11 protein-coding genes are annotated in these 14,922 nt (G+C 61.6%); 4 read left to right on the top strand and 7 right to left on the bottom strand.

Annotated elements, in window-relative coordinates; all coding sequences use genetic code 11:
- Window positions 1–23: 23 nt before the first annotated feature.
- Together ABCW43_RS19315 and ABCW43_RS19310 are read right to left on the bottom strand one after the other, a co-directional pair.
- A complete protein-coding gene (locus ABCW43_RS19315; RefSeq protein WP_345927378.1) occupies window positions 24–509 on the bottom strand; it encodes an MgtC/SapB family protein in 486 nt (161 codons plus the stop codon).
- A 96-nt stretch (window positions 510–605) separates the two neighbouring features.
- Window positions 606–1,862 (bottom strand): AGE family epimerase/isomerase, encoded by a 1,257-nt coding sequence (locus tag ABCW43_RS19310; RefSeq protein ID WP_345927376.1) that lies wholly within the window; start codon window positions 1,860–1,862, stop codon window positions 606–608.
- Between the two features lie 190 nt (window positions 1,863–2,052).
- On the opposite strand from ABCW43_RS19310, the gene metH reads away from it, so the two are divergent.
- A complete protein-coding gene (gene metH / locus ABCW43_RS19305) occupies window positions 2,053–5,826 on the top strand; it encodes a methionine synthase (RefSeq protein ID WP_345927374.1) in 3,774 nt (1,257 codons plus the stop codon).
- 85 nt (window positions 5,827–5,911) lie between these two features.
- On the opposite strand, the gene ABCW43_RS19300 is transcribed toward metH, so the two are convergent.
- The 5 genes from ABCW43_RS19300 to ABCW43_RS19280 form a co-directional block, all read right to left on the bottom strand.
- The gene (locus ABCW43_RS19300) at window positions 5,912–6,973 is read right to left on the bottom strand and encodes an ABC transporter ATP-binding protein (protein ID WP_345927372.1); all 1,062 of its coding nucleotides are present in this window, start codon (window positions 6,971–6,973) and stop codon (window positions 5,912–5,914) included.
- A 9-nt stretch (window positions 6,974–6,982) separates the two neighbouring features.
- Window positions 6,983–7,771: an ABC transporter permease gene (locus ABCW43_RS19295; RefSeq protein WP_345927370.1), complete on the bottom strand. Its 789-nt coding sequence runs from the start codon at window positions 7,769–7,771 to the stop codon at window positions 6,983–6,985.
- Window positions 7,768–8,643: an ABC transporter permease gene (locus ABCW43_RS19290; protein WP_345927368.1), complete on the bottom strand. Its 876-nt coding sequence runs from the start codon at window positions 8,641–8,643 to the stop codon at window positions 7,768–7,770. Before ABCW43_RS19290 ends, ABCW43_RS19295 begins: the two co-directional genes overlap by 4 nt.
- 72 nt (window positions 8,644–8,715) lie before the next feature.
- Window positions 8,716–9,822, bottom strand: coding sequence for an ABC transporter substrate-binding protein (locus ABCW43_RS19285; RefSeq protein ID WP_345927366.1), 1,107 nt, complete (start codon window positions 9,820–9,822; stop codon window positions 8,716–8,718).
- 150 nt (window positions 9,823–9,972) lie between these two features.
- Window positions 9,973–10,863, bottom strand: coding sequence for a MurR/RpiR family transcriptional regulator (locus ABCW43_RS19280; RefSeq protein ID WP_046633455.1), 891 nt, complete (start codon window positions 10,861–10,863; stop codon window positions 9,973–9,975).
- Window positions 10,864–11,034: 171 nt separating this feature from the next.
- Here ABCW43_RS19280 and ABCW43_RS19275 point away from each other — a divergent pair, with 171 nt between their 5' ends.
- The 3 genes from ABCW43_RS19275 (at window position 11,035) to ABCW43_RS19265 (ending at window position 14,920) form a co-directional block, all read left to right on the top strand.
- On the top strand, window positions 11,035–11,811 hold the full coding sequence (locus ABCW43_RS19275) for an N-formylglutamate amidohydrolase (protein ID WP_345927363.1): 777 nt from the start codon (window positions 11,035–11,037) through the stop codon (window positions 11,809–11,811).
- A gap of 100 nt (window positions 11,812–11,911) precedes the next feature.
- The gene (locus tag ABCW43_RS19270) at window positions 11,912–13,462 is read left to right on the top strand and encodes an amino acid permease (protein WP_345927361.1); all 1,551 of its coding nucleotides are present in this window, start codon (window positions 11,912–11,914) and stop codon (window positions 13,460–13,462) included.
- Window positions 13,463–13,549: 87 nt separating this feature from the next.
- Window positions 13,550–14,920 (top strand): glutamine synthetase family protein, encoded by a 1,371-nt coding sequence (locus ABCW43_RS19265; protein ID WP_345927359.1) that lies wholly within the window; start codon window positions 13,550–13,552, stop codon window positions 14,918–14,920.
- The last annotated feature ends 2 nt before the right edge of the window (window positions 14,921–14,922 follow it).

The following is a 14,922-nucleotide window of genomic DNA, read 5'->3' as shown; positions in this document are numbered from 1 at the left end:
AATCCTTTCCCGCGGGCGGGCCGCTATTCGTCCTTCATGCCCGCGGCCACTTTAGTCTTGCGCAGCAGCCAGAGGATGAGGATGCCGGCGCCGGTCGCCGCCACGGCAACGATCCACATGCCGAGGCCGACGCAGAGCCCGATCGCGCCGGACAGCCACATGCTGGCGCCTGTCGTCAGGCCCTTCACATCGCCGCGCATCTGGAAGACGACGCCGGCGGCGAGAAAAGCAATGCCGGCGGTGACCGCCTCGATGAGGCGGATCGGGTCGATCTGGACCGTATTGGGCTGGTTGCCGAATTCATGCATGATCTGCAGGCCTGCCAGCGTGAAGACGGCGGCGGCGAGACCGATCAGCATGTTGGTGCGCAGGCCGGCGGAATTGTTGCGCAACTCCCGTTCGAGGCCGATAAAGCCGCAGAGAACAGCCGCGCCGATCAATCTGACCAGGAGCACCTCGATCGCAACGGGCGCCTCGTGCGAAAACTCTTCGGCAAGCGTATTGAGCATGGTCGCGAACTTCCGATGTCACAGTGACATGACATCGGAAACTGGCGCGGGCTTGGATAGTTCCGTCACCGGCGGGTGACGTTGCGGCGAAAACCCTCAGATACGCCCTTCGGCCTCGACGATGACTTTCGTCAGGCTGCCGTTCGCGGGGAAAAGCGGAATGAGGCAGGCCTGCAGGGCATGGTAGATGTCGCCCTTGCCGGGGAAGAGAGTGTGGGCCGGGACGAGATCCTCGGTCAGTTCCTCGTGCCAGCCGCCGTTTTTGTGATCGATAAAACGGTTGGCGATCGTGCCCCAGATCAGCCGGTAGCTGTCCTCGTGGAAATTGTCGGCAGGCAGATGCTCGTTGAGGAAATGCGCGGCGCCCGCTGCCTCGCACATCGGCCACCAGAGCTTGTTGGTCTTGGCGGGCTTGTCGTTCCAGTCGAGCGTATAGAAGAAGCCGCCCTTCTGTTTGTCCCAGCCGAGTGACATGGACTGGACAAACAGCGATTTCGCAGCGTCCGGCATCCAGCCGTGCTTTTTATCGCCGAGCGTCCAGAGCTGCAGCAGCAGGCGCGACCATTCCAGCCAGTGGCCGGGCGTGGTGCCGGCGGGGCGGAACATCTCGTCGGGATGGTAGTAGTCCTTGTCGATCGTCCATTCCGGATCGAAATGTTCGGCGACCCGGAAACCGACGCTGCCGGCGGAGCGGCGGATGACGAGGTCGGCAATGCTTTCCGCCTTGTCGAGATAGGCCTTCTCGCCGGTCGCTTCGTATGCGGCCATCAGCGCTTCGGTGAGGTGCATGTTGGAATTCTGGCCGCGATAGCCGCCGCCATCGATCGGCGACCAGTCGCGATTGAATTCTTCCATAATCGCGCCGTGACGCGGCTCCCAGAACTGGGTCTCCAGAACCTCGGTGATGTCAGCTAGCATCCGGTCGGCGAGGGGGTGGCCGGCGACCTTGGCGGAGGAGGCGGCAAGCAGCACGAAGGCATGGCCGTAGCCCTGTTTGGCGGAATCGGCTGCTCCGTCATCATTGACCTGCCAGAAATAGCCGCCATATTCGGTATCGCGATGACGCTCCCAGAGGGTGCGCATGCCGTGGTCGATGATGTCACCCGAGCCGGGACGGCCGAGCAGGTAGGCGATCGAGAAGCAGTGCACCATGCGCGCCGAGGCATGGATGCCGCGCGTCGGATTGGCGCCGCCGATCGGCGAACCCTGGTCGTCGAGATCGAAGAAACCGCCCTTTGGGTTCATCGCCCGGTACTGGAAAAAATTGAAAAGCCCGTCGGCCTCATTCAGGAGCCAGCGACGATGATAGGGAAGGCTTGCCCACTTGGCTTCTGTCTGACCGGTGTCGCTCATGAAAACCTCGGAATCGCTATGGCGGGGCATTGGGATCAGAACGCCTATAACGCCCGGCCGGTTTCATGTCATCGACTATTCTCCGTCCGACCGCCATCAGCTTATATCGCATGATATGACGGTTATATATTGACATAAACATATCTTTATGCGGTTATTGAGTGATCCGGAAACGATGAAGGGCAGTGCCATGTTCGACGAACTCTTTGGTCCCGAGGCCGCCGCTCGCGATGGCGCGGAGATTCTCTCGGCACTCAAGGCCGCGGCTCGTGAGCGCATCCTCATCCTCGACGGTGCGATGGGCACGGAAATCCAGGGCCTGGGTTTCGACGAAGGCCATTTTCGCGGCGATCGGTTCGCCGGATGCGCGTGTCACCAGCAGGGCAATAACGACCTTCTGATTCTCTCGCAGCCCCAGGCGGTCGAGGAAATCCATTACCGTTATGCCAAGGCCGGCGCCGATATCATCGAGACGAATACATTCTCCTCGACCCGCATCGCCCAGGCCGATTACCAGATGGAGAACGCGGTCTACGACCTGAACCGTGACGGCGCGCGGCTGGCCCGGCGGGCAGCGCTCAGGGCACAGAAGGAAGACGGTCGTCGCCGGTTCGTCGCCGGCGCCATCGGTCCGACCAACCGTACCGCCTCCATCTCGCCCGATGTCAACAACCCCGGTTACCGGGCGGTGACATTCGACGACTTGCGCATCGCCTATGGCGAACAGCTCGACGGCCTGATCGACGGCGGCGCCGACATCATCCTGATCGAGACGATCTTCGATACGCTGAACGCCAAGGCAGCGATCTTTGCCTGTGCCGAACGCTTCGAGGCCAAGGGCATCCGCCTGCCGGTGATGATCTCCGGCACGATCACCGACCTTTCCGGCCGCACGCTGTCCGGCCAGACGCCGTCGGCCTTCTGGTCCTCCATCCGTCATTCGAAGCCCTTCACCGTCGGCCTCAACTGTGCGCTCGGCGCCGATGCGATGCGGCCGCACCTGCAGGAACTTTCGGGCGTCGCCGACACGTTCATCTCCGCCTATCCGAATGCCGGCCTGCCGAATTCGTTCGGCGGCTATGACGAATCGCCGGACGACATGGCCCGCCAGATCAAAGGCTTTGCCGAGGAAGGCCTGGTCAACGTCGTCGGCGGCTGCTGCGGATCGACGCCGGAGCATATCCGCGCGATTGCCGAGGCGGTCGCGCCGTTCAAGCCGCGCGAGGTGCCGGAACACCGGCCGTTCATGTCGCTTGCGGGCCTCGAACCCTTCGAGTTCACCAAGGACGTGCCGTTCGTCAACGTCGGCGAGCGCACCAACGTCACCGGTTCGGCGAAATTCCGCAAGCTGATCACCGCTGGCGATTTTACCGCAGCACTCGCGATTGCCCGCGACCAGGTGGAAAACGGCGCTTCGGTCATCGACATCAACATGGACGAAGGCCTGATCGACTCGCAGCGGGCGATGGTCGAATTCGTCAATCTGATCGCTGCCGAACCGGATATCGCCCGGGTGCCGATCATGCTCGACTCGTCGAAGTTCGAGATCATGGAAGCAGGCCTGAAATGCGTGCAGGGCAAGCCGGTCGTCAACTCGATCTCGATGAAGGAGGGCGAGGAAAAGTTCATCGCCCAGGCCAAGCTGCTGCGCAATTACGGCGCCGCGGTCGTTGTCATGGCCTTCGACGAGCAGGGGCAGGCGGATACCTACGAGCGCAAGGTGGCGATCTGCGAACGCGCCTACAAGCTCTTGACCGAGGAAGCGGATTTCCCGCCGGAAGACATCATCTTCGACCCGAACATCTTTGCGGTGGCGACGGGTATCGAGGAGCATAACGGCTACGGGCTCGCCTTCATCCAGGCGACGAAGACGATCCGCGAGCGCATGCCGCTCGTGCATGTCTCGGGTGGCGTTTCGAACCTGTCCTTCTCGTTCCGCGGCAACGAGCCGGTGCGCGAGGCGATGCATGCGGTGTTCCTCTATCACGCCATCCAGGCGGGCATGGACATGGGCATCGTCAATGCCGGCCAGCTGGCGATCTACGAGAACATCGATCCGGAACTGCGCGAGGCCTGCGAGGACGTCGTGCTCAACCGCCGCGACGATGCGACGGAACGGATGCTCGACATCGCCGAGCGTTATCGCGGGACTGGGGCCAAGGAAGCCAAGGAGAGAGATCTCGCCTGGCGCGAATGGCCGGTGGAGAAGCGCCTTTCGCATGCGCTCGTCAACGGCATCAACGAGTTCATCGACATTGACACGGAAGAGGCCCGCCAGAATGCGGAACGGCCCCTGCATGTCATCGAGGGTCCGCTGATGGCGGGTATGAACGTGGTCGGCGACCTCTTCGGCTCCGGAAAAATGTTCCTGCCGCAGGTGGTGAAATCCGCCCGCGTCATGAAGCAGGCTGTGGCCGTGCTACTGCCCTACATGGAAGAGGAAAAGCGCCTGAACGGCGGGGACCAGAAGAAGTCCGCCGGCAAGGTGCTGATGGCGACCGTCAAGGGTGACGTCCACGATATCGGCAAGAACATCGTCGGGGTCGTGCTCGCCTGCAACAATTACGAGATCATCGATCTCGGCGTCATGGTGCCCTCGACAAAAATCCTGGAGACGGCGATTGCCGAGAAGGTCGATATCATCGGGCTTTCCGGCCTGATCACCCCGTCGCTCGACGAGATGGTGCATGTGGCTGCCGAAATGGAGCGGCAGGGATTCGACATTCCGCTCTTGATCGGCGGGGCTACGACCAGCCGCGTCCACACGGCGGTCAAGATCCATCCGCGCTACGATCGCGGCCAGGCGATTTACGTGACCGATGCCAGCCGTGCAGTCGGCGTGGTGTCGTCGCTTCTCTCGGAGGATGCAAAGGCGGGTTATATCAGCACCGTACAGGCAGAATACGCCAAGGTTGCCGCCGCACATGCCCGCTCCGAGGCGGAAAAGACCCGTCTGCCGATCGCCCGTGCGCGGGCCAATGCCGAGAAGGTCGACTGGTCGTCGTACCAGCCCAAGAAGCCGCAGTTCACCGGCACGAAAGTGTTCGAGACCTACGATCTCGCGGAACTGGCGAGATATATCGACTGGACCCCGTTCTTCCAGACTTGGGAACTGAAGGGCCGTTTCCCGGCTATCCTCGAAGACGAGAAACAGGGCGAGGCGGCACGCCAGCTTTATGCGGACGCCCAGGCCATGCTCGACAAGATCATTGCGGAAAAATGGTTCCGGCCCCGGGCGGTGATCGGCTTCTGGCCGGCTAACGCCGTCGGCGACGATATCCGCGTCTATGCGGACGAGAGCCGCAATCAGGAGCTCGCGACCTTCTTCACGCTGCGTCAGCAGCTTTCGAAGCGGGACGGCCGACCGAACGTGGCGCTGTCGGATTTCGTCGCACCGGTTGCGACGGGTCTCGACGACTATGTCGGCGGTTTCGTTGTCACGGCGGGCATCGAGGAAGTGGCGATTGCCGAACGGTTCGAACGGGCGAACGACGACTACTCCTCGATCCTCGTCAAGGCGCTGGCCGACCGCTTTGCCGAAGCGTTTGCCGAATGCATGCACGAGCGGGTCCGCAAGGAGTTCTGGGGTTATGCGCCGGATGAGAATTTTTCCTCCGAGGACCTGATCACCGAGGCCTATCACGGCATCCGCCCGGCGCCCGGTTATCCGGCACAGCCCGACCATACGGAAAAGGCGACGCTGTTCCGGCTGCTTGACGCGGAAGCGGCGACCGGCGTCGTCTTGACGGAAAGCTATGCGATGTGGCCCGGCTCGTCGGTCTCCGGCCTCTATATCGGCCATCCGGCGTCCTATTATTTCGGCGTGGCCAAGGTCGAGCGGGATCAGGTCGAGGATTATGCTAAGCGCAAGGGGATGTCGATCGAGGAGATCGAGCGCTGGCTCGGCCCGGTCCTCAACTACGTGCCGAAGTCCGTTCAGGATGCGGTTGACGACGCTGCCTGAGATTGCCGCCGCCTGAGACGGCTCAAATGCAAAACGGCATCCGCGAGGATGCCGTTTTCGTCTGCGGACCGTCAGTCCTCCGCGATCAGTCGCGGATGATCAGGAAATCGTGGGCGTTGAAGCGCAGCGTCAGGGTTTCTCCCGACTGCGGCAGGACCGCGTCCGGCGAATTGAACATGTCGAAGGAAATCTGGTTTCCGCCGACTTCGAGCTTGGTGCGGATGACCGAGCCGAGGAAATGCGAGGAGATCACCTGGCCGGTCAGCGAGGTGTCGCCCTTGGCGTTTTCCAAGAGCGAACCGGCTTCCGGGCGCAGCGCGATCGACAGCTTGTCACCGCCCTTCAGGGCACCGATCGATTCCCGCAACCGGATGGTGTTTTCGCCGACCTTGACGGTATTGGCGGCCGGATCGATGACGGTCGCTTCGATGATGTTGAGCGTGCCGACGAAGGAGGCGACGAAGCGGGTAGTCGGACGATTGTAGATTTCCGACGGCGTGCCGATCTGGTCGGCGCGGCCGGCATTCATGACGACGACGCGGTCGGAGATCGACAGGGCCTCCTCCTGGTCGTGCGTCACGAAGACGGTGGTGATGCCGAGCTGGCGCTGGATTTCACGGATCTCTTCGCGCAATGAAACACGGATCTTGGCATCGAGCGCCGACAGCGGCTCGTCGAGCAGCAGGACCTGCGGCTTCGGCGCAAGCGCGCGGGCGAGCGCCACGCGCTGCTGCTGGCCGCCGGACATCTGGTAGGGGTAGCGGTCGGCCAGATGGTCGAGGCTGATCAGTTTCAGCATTTCCTTGACGCGCGTTTCGATCTCCGTCTTGGACTTGCCGGCCACCTTCAAACCGAAGGCGACGTTGTCGAAGACGTTCATGTTGGGAAACAGCGCATAGGCCTGGAAGACCATGCCGATATTGCGCTGGTTGGTCTTCAGCGTGTTCTGGTTTTTGCCGTTGATCGAAATGGCGCCATCGCTCGGGCTTTCGAAGCCGGCAATCATGCGCAGCACGGTCGTCTTGCCGCAGCCCGACGGTCCGAGAAAGGAGACGAATTCGCCCTTCTCGATGGACATGTTGAAGTCCTTGACGACCTGGGTCTGGCCGAAACTCTTCTTGATACTGTCGAGAACGAGGAACGACATAAAAATTCCTTAAGGCCTGGAAGGCGTCAATTTGCTGAAGCGGGAAACGAGCTGGATCAGACCCATGGAGAGCCAGGTGATCGCAAAGGCGATGACGGCGAGCGCCGAAGGCTCGTAGGCCTTGTTGGCGCCGACGAGCTGGAGGTAGGGACCGAAGGCCGGACGGTTGAGAAGGGCCGCCATGGTGAATTCGCCCATGACGATCGCAAACGTGATGAAGGCGCCCGAGAGCACGCCCGACATGACGTTCGGGAAAATGCAGCGGAACATGATCGTCGGCCACTTGGCGCCGAGGATTTCGGCGGCCTCCGTCAGCGTCCGCACATCGATGGTCCGCATGGCCGTGTCGACCGAACGGTACATGTAGGGGAGCGCCAGCGTCACGTAGGAGAAGGTCAGCAGGATGTTGGTGCCCTGCGTCGAGCCCGTGAACGGGATCCAGGACGAGGAATTGTAGAGGCGCAGGTAGCCGAACACGATGACGATCGCCGGAATGACGAGCGGCAGAAGCGTGATGAATTCGACGACCGGCCGCATCTGCGGAAGCCGCAGCCGCACCCAATAGGCAGTCGGCACGATGAGCAGCATGCCGACGACGATCGTCACCATTGCCATCAGCATGGAGAAGCCGAAGGTCGCGCGGAACTGGGCGTCGGTGAAGACCGACTGATAGGCGTCGAAGGAATAGACGCCGCGCCGCATGCGCAGCGAGAACTCGAACGTGCCGATCAGGGGCACGAAGAAATAGATGGCGCCGATGGCGATCGCGAGCCAGGCAAAGATCTTGTGCGCCTTCATTTCTGCCACCGTTCGGCGCGGGTGCGCAGCCAGATGTAGAGGATGTTGGAAATGCCGGTGATGACGATCATGCCGAGAGCAAGCGCATAGCCGAGGTTCGGATTATGCAGCACGTCGCCGCGGATCTGGGCGTAGAGCAGGATCGGCACGATGTTGAGCGAGGCACCGGTCAGCGCAAAGGCGGTGGCGATTGCGCCAAACGCGTTGGCGAAAAGGAGAAGCGTGGCGCCCATCAGGCTCGGCCAGAGGATCGGCAGCACCACCATGCGCCAATATTGCCAGCTGGACGCGCCGAGGATCTCGGATGCTTCGCGCCATTCCTTTTTCAACCCGTCGAGCGCGGGGGTGAGGATCAGCACCATCAGCGGGATCTGGAAGAACATGTAAGTGATCGTCAGGCCGAAGAACGAGAGGAGGTTGAAGCCTGTCGAATAGAGATTGAAGCCCAGCCAGTCACGCATCAAGACGGTGACGAGCCCGGTCCGGCCGAGCGTCGCCAGAAAGGCGAAGGCGAGCGGAACGCCGGCGAAATTCGAGGCAACGCCCGAAAATGTCAGCAGGCTGGAGCGTATCCAGGACGGCACGCCGCCCAGCACGACAGCCCAGGCGAGGAAAAAGCCGATCAATGCGCCGCCGAGCGCGGACGCGACGGATACCCGGATACTGATCCAGTAGGCGCCGAGGATGGAAGGCGAAAAGAGATCGACAATGTTCTGAAACGTGAATTCGCCGGCCGGATTGAAGAAGGCGCCGACGATCAGATAGAGCGTCGGAACAATCAGGAAGGCGAGTGCAAACACCATGAACGGCACGATGCCGAGCCAGTCGATGACTGTCCGGCGATCGATGAATGACGTGGAAGCGGTGGTCATGAATGCTGGCCATCCAGGGAAAAACGGGAAAACTCCCGCGCCGGGTGGCGCGGGAGGTCAGTCTTGTTCCGATTACTTTGCGACGTTGGCGCCGACCACGCTATCCCATTTCTTGGTGATGGTTTCCTTGGCGGCGGCCTGCTGGGCGAGCGTCGGGAATACGGCCTTCTCGTAGGCCGCTGCCGGGGGCAGGGCGTCGAGCAGGTTCTTCGGGATCTTGTTGTTCTTGGCAAGGTCGTTGAAGCGGATCGGGTGGCAATATCCCTTCAGCCAGCCGAGCTGACCTTCGTCGGAATAGAGGTATTCCATCCACAGCTTCGCAGCGTTCGGATGCGGCGCGAAGGCGGAGATCGCCTGGACGTAGACGCCTGCGACGACGCCGCTTGCCGGAACCACGACCTCGAAGGGCGGGTTGCCCTTCAGGCTTTGTCCCCAGGACAGGGCATTATAGTCCCAGGCGATGATGATCGGCGTCGTCCCTTGCGCGAACGGCGCGGCCTTGCCGGTGACCGGAACGAAATTGCCCTTCTTGTTGAGTTCGGCGAAGAACTTCAGGCCTTCGTCGCCGGCCTTGGCTGAGTCGCCCTTGGCGCCGGAAAGGCCGGCGGCGAAAACGCCCTGGACGGCCTGGTTGGCGCTGCGCGGGTCGCCGGCGAGCGCGACGGCATTGGCGTAGTCTGACTTCAGGAGATCAGGCCAGTCCTTCGGCGAGGTCTTGACGAGGTCCTTGTTTACCAGGAAGGCCAGAACGCCGTAATAGTCGCCGTACCAGTAGCCGTCTGCATCCTTGGCGTCGGCCGGGATCGAATCCCAGGTGGAGACCTTATAGGGCTGGATCAGGCCTTCGGTCTTGGCGGACGGGCCGAACGACAGGCCGACGTCGATGACGTCGGGAGCCTGCGGGCCTTTGTTGCCCTTGTTGGCCTTGATCGCTTCGATTTCGTCGCCCGAACCGGCATCCGGGTTCAGTTCGTTGACTTCGAGGCCGTACTTCGCCTTGAAGCCGGCGATGACGTCGCCGTAACCGCACCAGCTATGGGGCAGGGCGATCGTGGTCAGCGTGCCTTCCTTCTTGGCGGCTGCGATCAGCTCGGCGCTCGGCTCGGCGGCGGCGATGGCGGTGGAGGCGATGACGAGGGCGGTCGTCAGGGAAAGAAGACGTTGGGTCTTGTTGAGCACGGTATCCTCCTTGAGGGTTCAGGTCGTGTAGTCCGGATCGTTTCGGCGCGACTCGTAGAGCCAGTTCATGTATCGTATGTGACAGCCCGGAGGATGAGCATTTGCTCATGTTGTTCCCGGATTGCCGGCATATTTCTTAACCCCGACAAGTCAGTCGGGACGGCTCTGGCGGCCCGGCCGGCGGAACAGCATCGTCCGCTCGAAAAGACCTTCCAGAGAGTTCATGCGTTCGCGGGTCTCCTCCCAGGTCGCGCTCTGGACCGCCTCGATCAGCGCCTCGACGACGAAGAGAGTAATGACGGAGCTGTCCCAGGCCGACGGCGCTTCGATCCGCACCTTGAATGTATGCTGCGCATGTTTGGCAACGGGCGAGGCCCAGACGTCGGTCAACAAGATGATGACGACGCCGTTGGCCCGTGCGGCCTCCGCCAGCGTCGCCATCTCCTGCTCGTAGCGGCGGATGTCGAAGATCACCAGTACGTCGCCGGCGCTCATGTTGAGAACATGCTGCGGCCAGGAACTGGAATTGGTTGAGATCAAGGTCGTCCTGGGGCGGATGACCTGCATATGCGTGAAGAAGTACTCTGCCAGTGCCCCGGTAATGCGGCCGCCGACGAAATAGATGCTGCGGTCGCGATCACGCAGAAGTGCAGCCGCACCTTCAAAGGTCGTGGTGTCGAGAGCGGAAAGCGTATCGCGCAGATTGGCGGTGATCGCGTCGGCGAAACGGTTGAGAATATGGGTGCCAGGCGCATTGGACGCCCAGCGGTCATGCTTGGCGATCGGGTTGGAGATCGTTGCCTCCAGCTCGTGGTGCAGATGCGACTGAAATTCCGGATAACCCTTGTAGCCAAGCTTCTGCACCATGCGCGCAACCGTCGGCGTGGAAACGCCGGCATTCTCCGCGATCACAGTGATGCTGCCGAGCCCCGACACCGGATAGTTCTCCAATAGGCTGTCCGCCAACTGTTTTTCCGCACGCGTAAGGCTGTCGTAACGAACACGAATGACATCGGATACGGTGCGCGCAGTTGGTGGCACTAAAGCTGTTCCCTCCGGTCTTCGCCGGTTATAGAAAAGATTAACAATCGTTTCTGCGGAGAAGTCAACGGTGCCTTTGAAGAGAAATTTTCAGAATCACGTTGACGGCAGCCGGAAAGTGAAGAATTCTCTTCTTAATCCAATTTAAACAATTTTTCCCGGAACGCGTTCATGCTGGTCCAGTCGGAATTCTTCTCGGAGGCGGATGGCGAGCCCGTTGCCGTGGACAATGCCGGCGGCCGCGGAGAGGTGCTTCTCGTCTGCGAACATGCCTCGCGGCGCCTGCCGGAACGTTACGGCGATCTCGGGCTTTCGAAGGATGCGCTTGCCTCGCATATCGCCTGGGATCCGGGGGCGCTTGCAGTCTCCCGGCTGATGTCGAAGAGCCTCGGCGCGACGCTGATCCACCAGCGGTTTTCGCGCCTTATCTACGACTGCAACCGGCCGCCGGAATCACCTGCTGCCATCCGCGACGTGTCCGAGATCTTCCGGATCCCCGGCAACGAGAACCTGTCCGAGGCAGAGAAATCCCGTCGGACCACGGCGCTCTACATGCCGTTCCACGGCCGCATACGCGAGGAGATCGCGGCGCGCCGGGCAAGGGGGCAGAAGACGGTGCTGGTCACCATTCACAGCTTCACGCCGGTCTATTTCGGGAAGGAGCGGCCGGTTGAGATCGGCGTGCTTCACGATACCGATAGCCGGCTTGCCGACCGGATGTTGCAGGCCGCATCCGATACGCATCTCTACCGCGTCGAGCGCAACGAGCCTTACGGGCCGGCGGACGGCGTGACGCATACGCTGGAGGTCCACGCCTTGCCGGCAGGGCTTCTCAACGTGATGATTGAAATCAGGAACGATCTCATAACAGACGAAACCGGCCAGGGGGTCGTGGCCGATTTTCTGACAGGATTGCTGCGGGAAAGCCTCGCAGACATCCAAAGATAAGACCCGGGGAGCAGCAGCTCGCATGCCCGCGGTGGATTGCCGCGGGAAGGACAAACCGGATGGCCGCATGGCGCGGTCTTTCTGCCAACAGGGGGAAGTCATGTCCGAGTATACCGAAGGCGACAAAAAGCAGGATATTCATATCCTGCATTCCATGGGCTATGCGCAGGAACTCGAGCGCCGCATGAGCTCGTTTTCCAACTTTGCAATTTCGTTTTCCATCATCTGCATTCTCTCCGGCGGCATCAACTCGCTGGGCCAGGCGACCGCCGGCGCTGGTGGCGCGGCAATCGGCATCGGCTGGCCGCTCGGCTGCCTGATTTCCGGCATCTTCGCGCTCGGGCTCGCGCAGATCGGCTCGGCCTATCCGACGGCGGGCGGCCTCTATCACTGGGGATCGATCCTCGGCAACCGCTTCACCGGCTGGCTTTCCGCCTGGCTCAACCTGCTCGGCCTCGTCACCGTGCTCGGCGCCATCAATGTCGGGACATTCTATTTCTTCTTCGGCGCCTTCGGGCCGGCTTTCGGCATCGAGGATACGCTAACGCACCGCGTGGTTTTCGTTGCCCTCATCACCGGGCTGCAGGCCGGCATCAATCATTTCGGCATAGGTCTGACGGCTAAGCTCACCGACTTTTCCGGCTATCTGATCTTCGCGACCGCGATCCTCCTGACGATCGCGTGCCTTATCGCAGCCCCGGGCTTCGATTTCGCGCGGCTCTTCACCTTCGCCAACTATACCGGCACGGAAGGGGCGGCGCTCGTCTGGCCGAACAGCGTTTCCGGCGTAATGGCATTCCTTCTCGGCCTGCTCCTGCCGATCTATACGATCACCGGTTATGACGCCTCGGCCCATACATCCGAGGAAACCGTCAAGGCGGCGGAATCGGTGCCGCGCGGCATGGTCTCCGCCGTCGTGTGGTCCGCCGTGTTCGGCTACATCATGCTGTGCGCCTTCGTACTGATGATCCCCAACATGGACGATGCGGCCAAGCAGGGCTGGAACGTGTTCTTCTGGGCGATGGACGCGCAGATGAACCCGACCGTGAAGAGCATCCTGTATTTCCTGATCTTCATTTCTCAGCTGCTTTGCGGACTGGCTACCGTCACCTCGCTATCGCGGATGATCTTCGCCTTCTCGCGCGACAAGGGCCTGCCTGCGTCGTCGGTGCTGGCCAAGGTCAGCCCGAAATACCGTTCGCCCGTCGCGGCGATCTGGACCGGCTCCATCCTCGCCGTCCTGTTCGTCTGGTTCACCTCGGCGATCACCATTGCCGGCACGCCGGCCTATTCGATCGTGGTGTCCTGCACGGTCATCTTCCTGTTCCTGTCCTTCGCCCTGCCGATCGCGCTCGGGCTGTTCACGATCGGCACGGCGAAATGGCCGAATATGGGACCTTGGAACATGGGTATTCCGGTCTACAGGCTGGTCGCCGTCCTGGCGATCATCTTGATGATCGTCATCTTCTTCATCGGTATCCAGCCGCCGAACGACTGGGCGCTCGAAATCACCGTCGGTTTCCTGGTGCTGACCGGAATCGTCTGGTTCGCCTTCGAGAACCGCCGCTTCATGGGGCCGCCGATCGGCGATGCCATCGCCAAGCGGCAGGCCGAGATCGCTGCTGCGGAAGCGGCTGTCGGAGAAACGTAAGCGCGACCGGGCTGACGGCCCAATGATCCCGCCGCCACGACCTTCGCAGGGTTGTGGCGGTTCACCCTTTTGAAACGGATGTGAGGCATGACCCCGATTTACTCTTTCGACGATCTGAAACGCGATGTCGCCGACGGCCGCATCGATACGATCATCGCCGCCCAGGTGGATATGCAGGGCCGCCTGATGGGCAAGCGGTTCCAGGCGGAATATTTCGTCGAGAGCGCCTATAAGGAGACCCATAGCTGCAACTATCTGCTGGCGACGGATATCGAGATGGAGACCATCTCCGGTTACAAGGCGACGAGCTGGGAACAGGGCTACGGCGACTATACGATGAAGCCGGACCTCTCGACATTGCGGAAATTGCCCTGGCTCGAAGGCACGGCGCTGGTTCTCTGCGATGTGCTCGACCACCACACCCATGCGGAAGTGCCGCATTCGCCACGCGCCATTCTCAAGAGGCAGGTCCAGCGGCTTGCGGACATGGGCATGAGCGCCTTCATGGCGACGGAACTCGAATTCTTCCTGTTCGACCAGACCTACGACCAGGCCCGCGAAAGCGGCTACCGCAACCTCAAACTGGCGAGCGGCTACAACGAGGATTACCACATCTTCCAGACCACCAAGGAAGAGGAGGTGATGCGGGCGATCCGCACCGGGCTGCAGGGCGCCGGCATTCCGGTGGAGAATTCCAAGGGCGAGGCGTCTGCCGGCCAGGAGGAGATCAACGTTCGTTACGCCGACGCGCTGACCATGGCCGACCGGCACGTGATCATCAAGAATGCGGCCAAGGAAATCGCCTGGGGCAAGGGCAAGGCGATCACCTTCCTCGCCAAGTGGAACTATGCGGCCGCCGGCAGTTCGTCGCATATCCACCAGTCGCTGTGGAGCGCCGACGGCAAGACCCCGCTGTTCTTCGACGAGGACGGCGAGCACGGCATGTCGGAACTGATGAGACACTACGTCGCCGGGCTGCTTAGCCATGCTGGCGAGATCACTTTCTTCCTGGCGCCCTACATCAATTCCTACAAGCGTTTCATGGCTGGCACGTTCGCGCCGACCAAGGCCGTCTGGTCGAAAGACAACCGCACCGCGGGCTACCGTCTCTGTGGCGAGGCCAGCAAGGGGATTCGCATCGAATGCCGCGTCGGCGGTTCCGACCTCAACCCCTATCTCGCCATGGCGGCACTGATTGCGGCGGGCATCGACGGGATCGAGAAGAAGATGGCGCTGGAACCCGCTTTCGTCGGTGACGCCTATGGCGGCAAGGGTGTTCGGGAAATCCCGCGAACGCTGCGTGACGCGATCGAGCTCATGGACGGCTCGGAACTGCTGCGCTCCGCCTTCGGCAACGATGTCATCGACCACTATGTCCGTGCCGGCCAGTGGGAGCAGGAGGAATACGACCGTCGCGTGACCGACTGGGAAGTGGCACGCGGTTTCGAGAGAGCTTGAGA

This window comes from Neorhizobium tunisiense, assembly GCF_039631515.1.
Classification (GTDB): domain Bacteria; phylum Pseudomonadota; class Alphaproteobacteria; order Rhizobiales; family Rhizobiaceae; genus Neorhizobium.
Note: the sequence above shows the minus strand (reverse complement) of the source record. Positions and strands in the feature narration are given on the sequence as shown.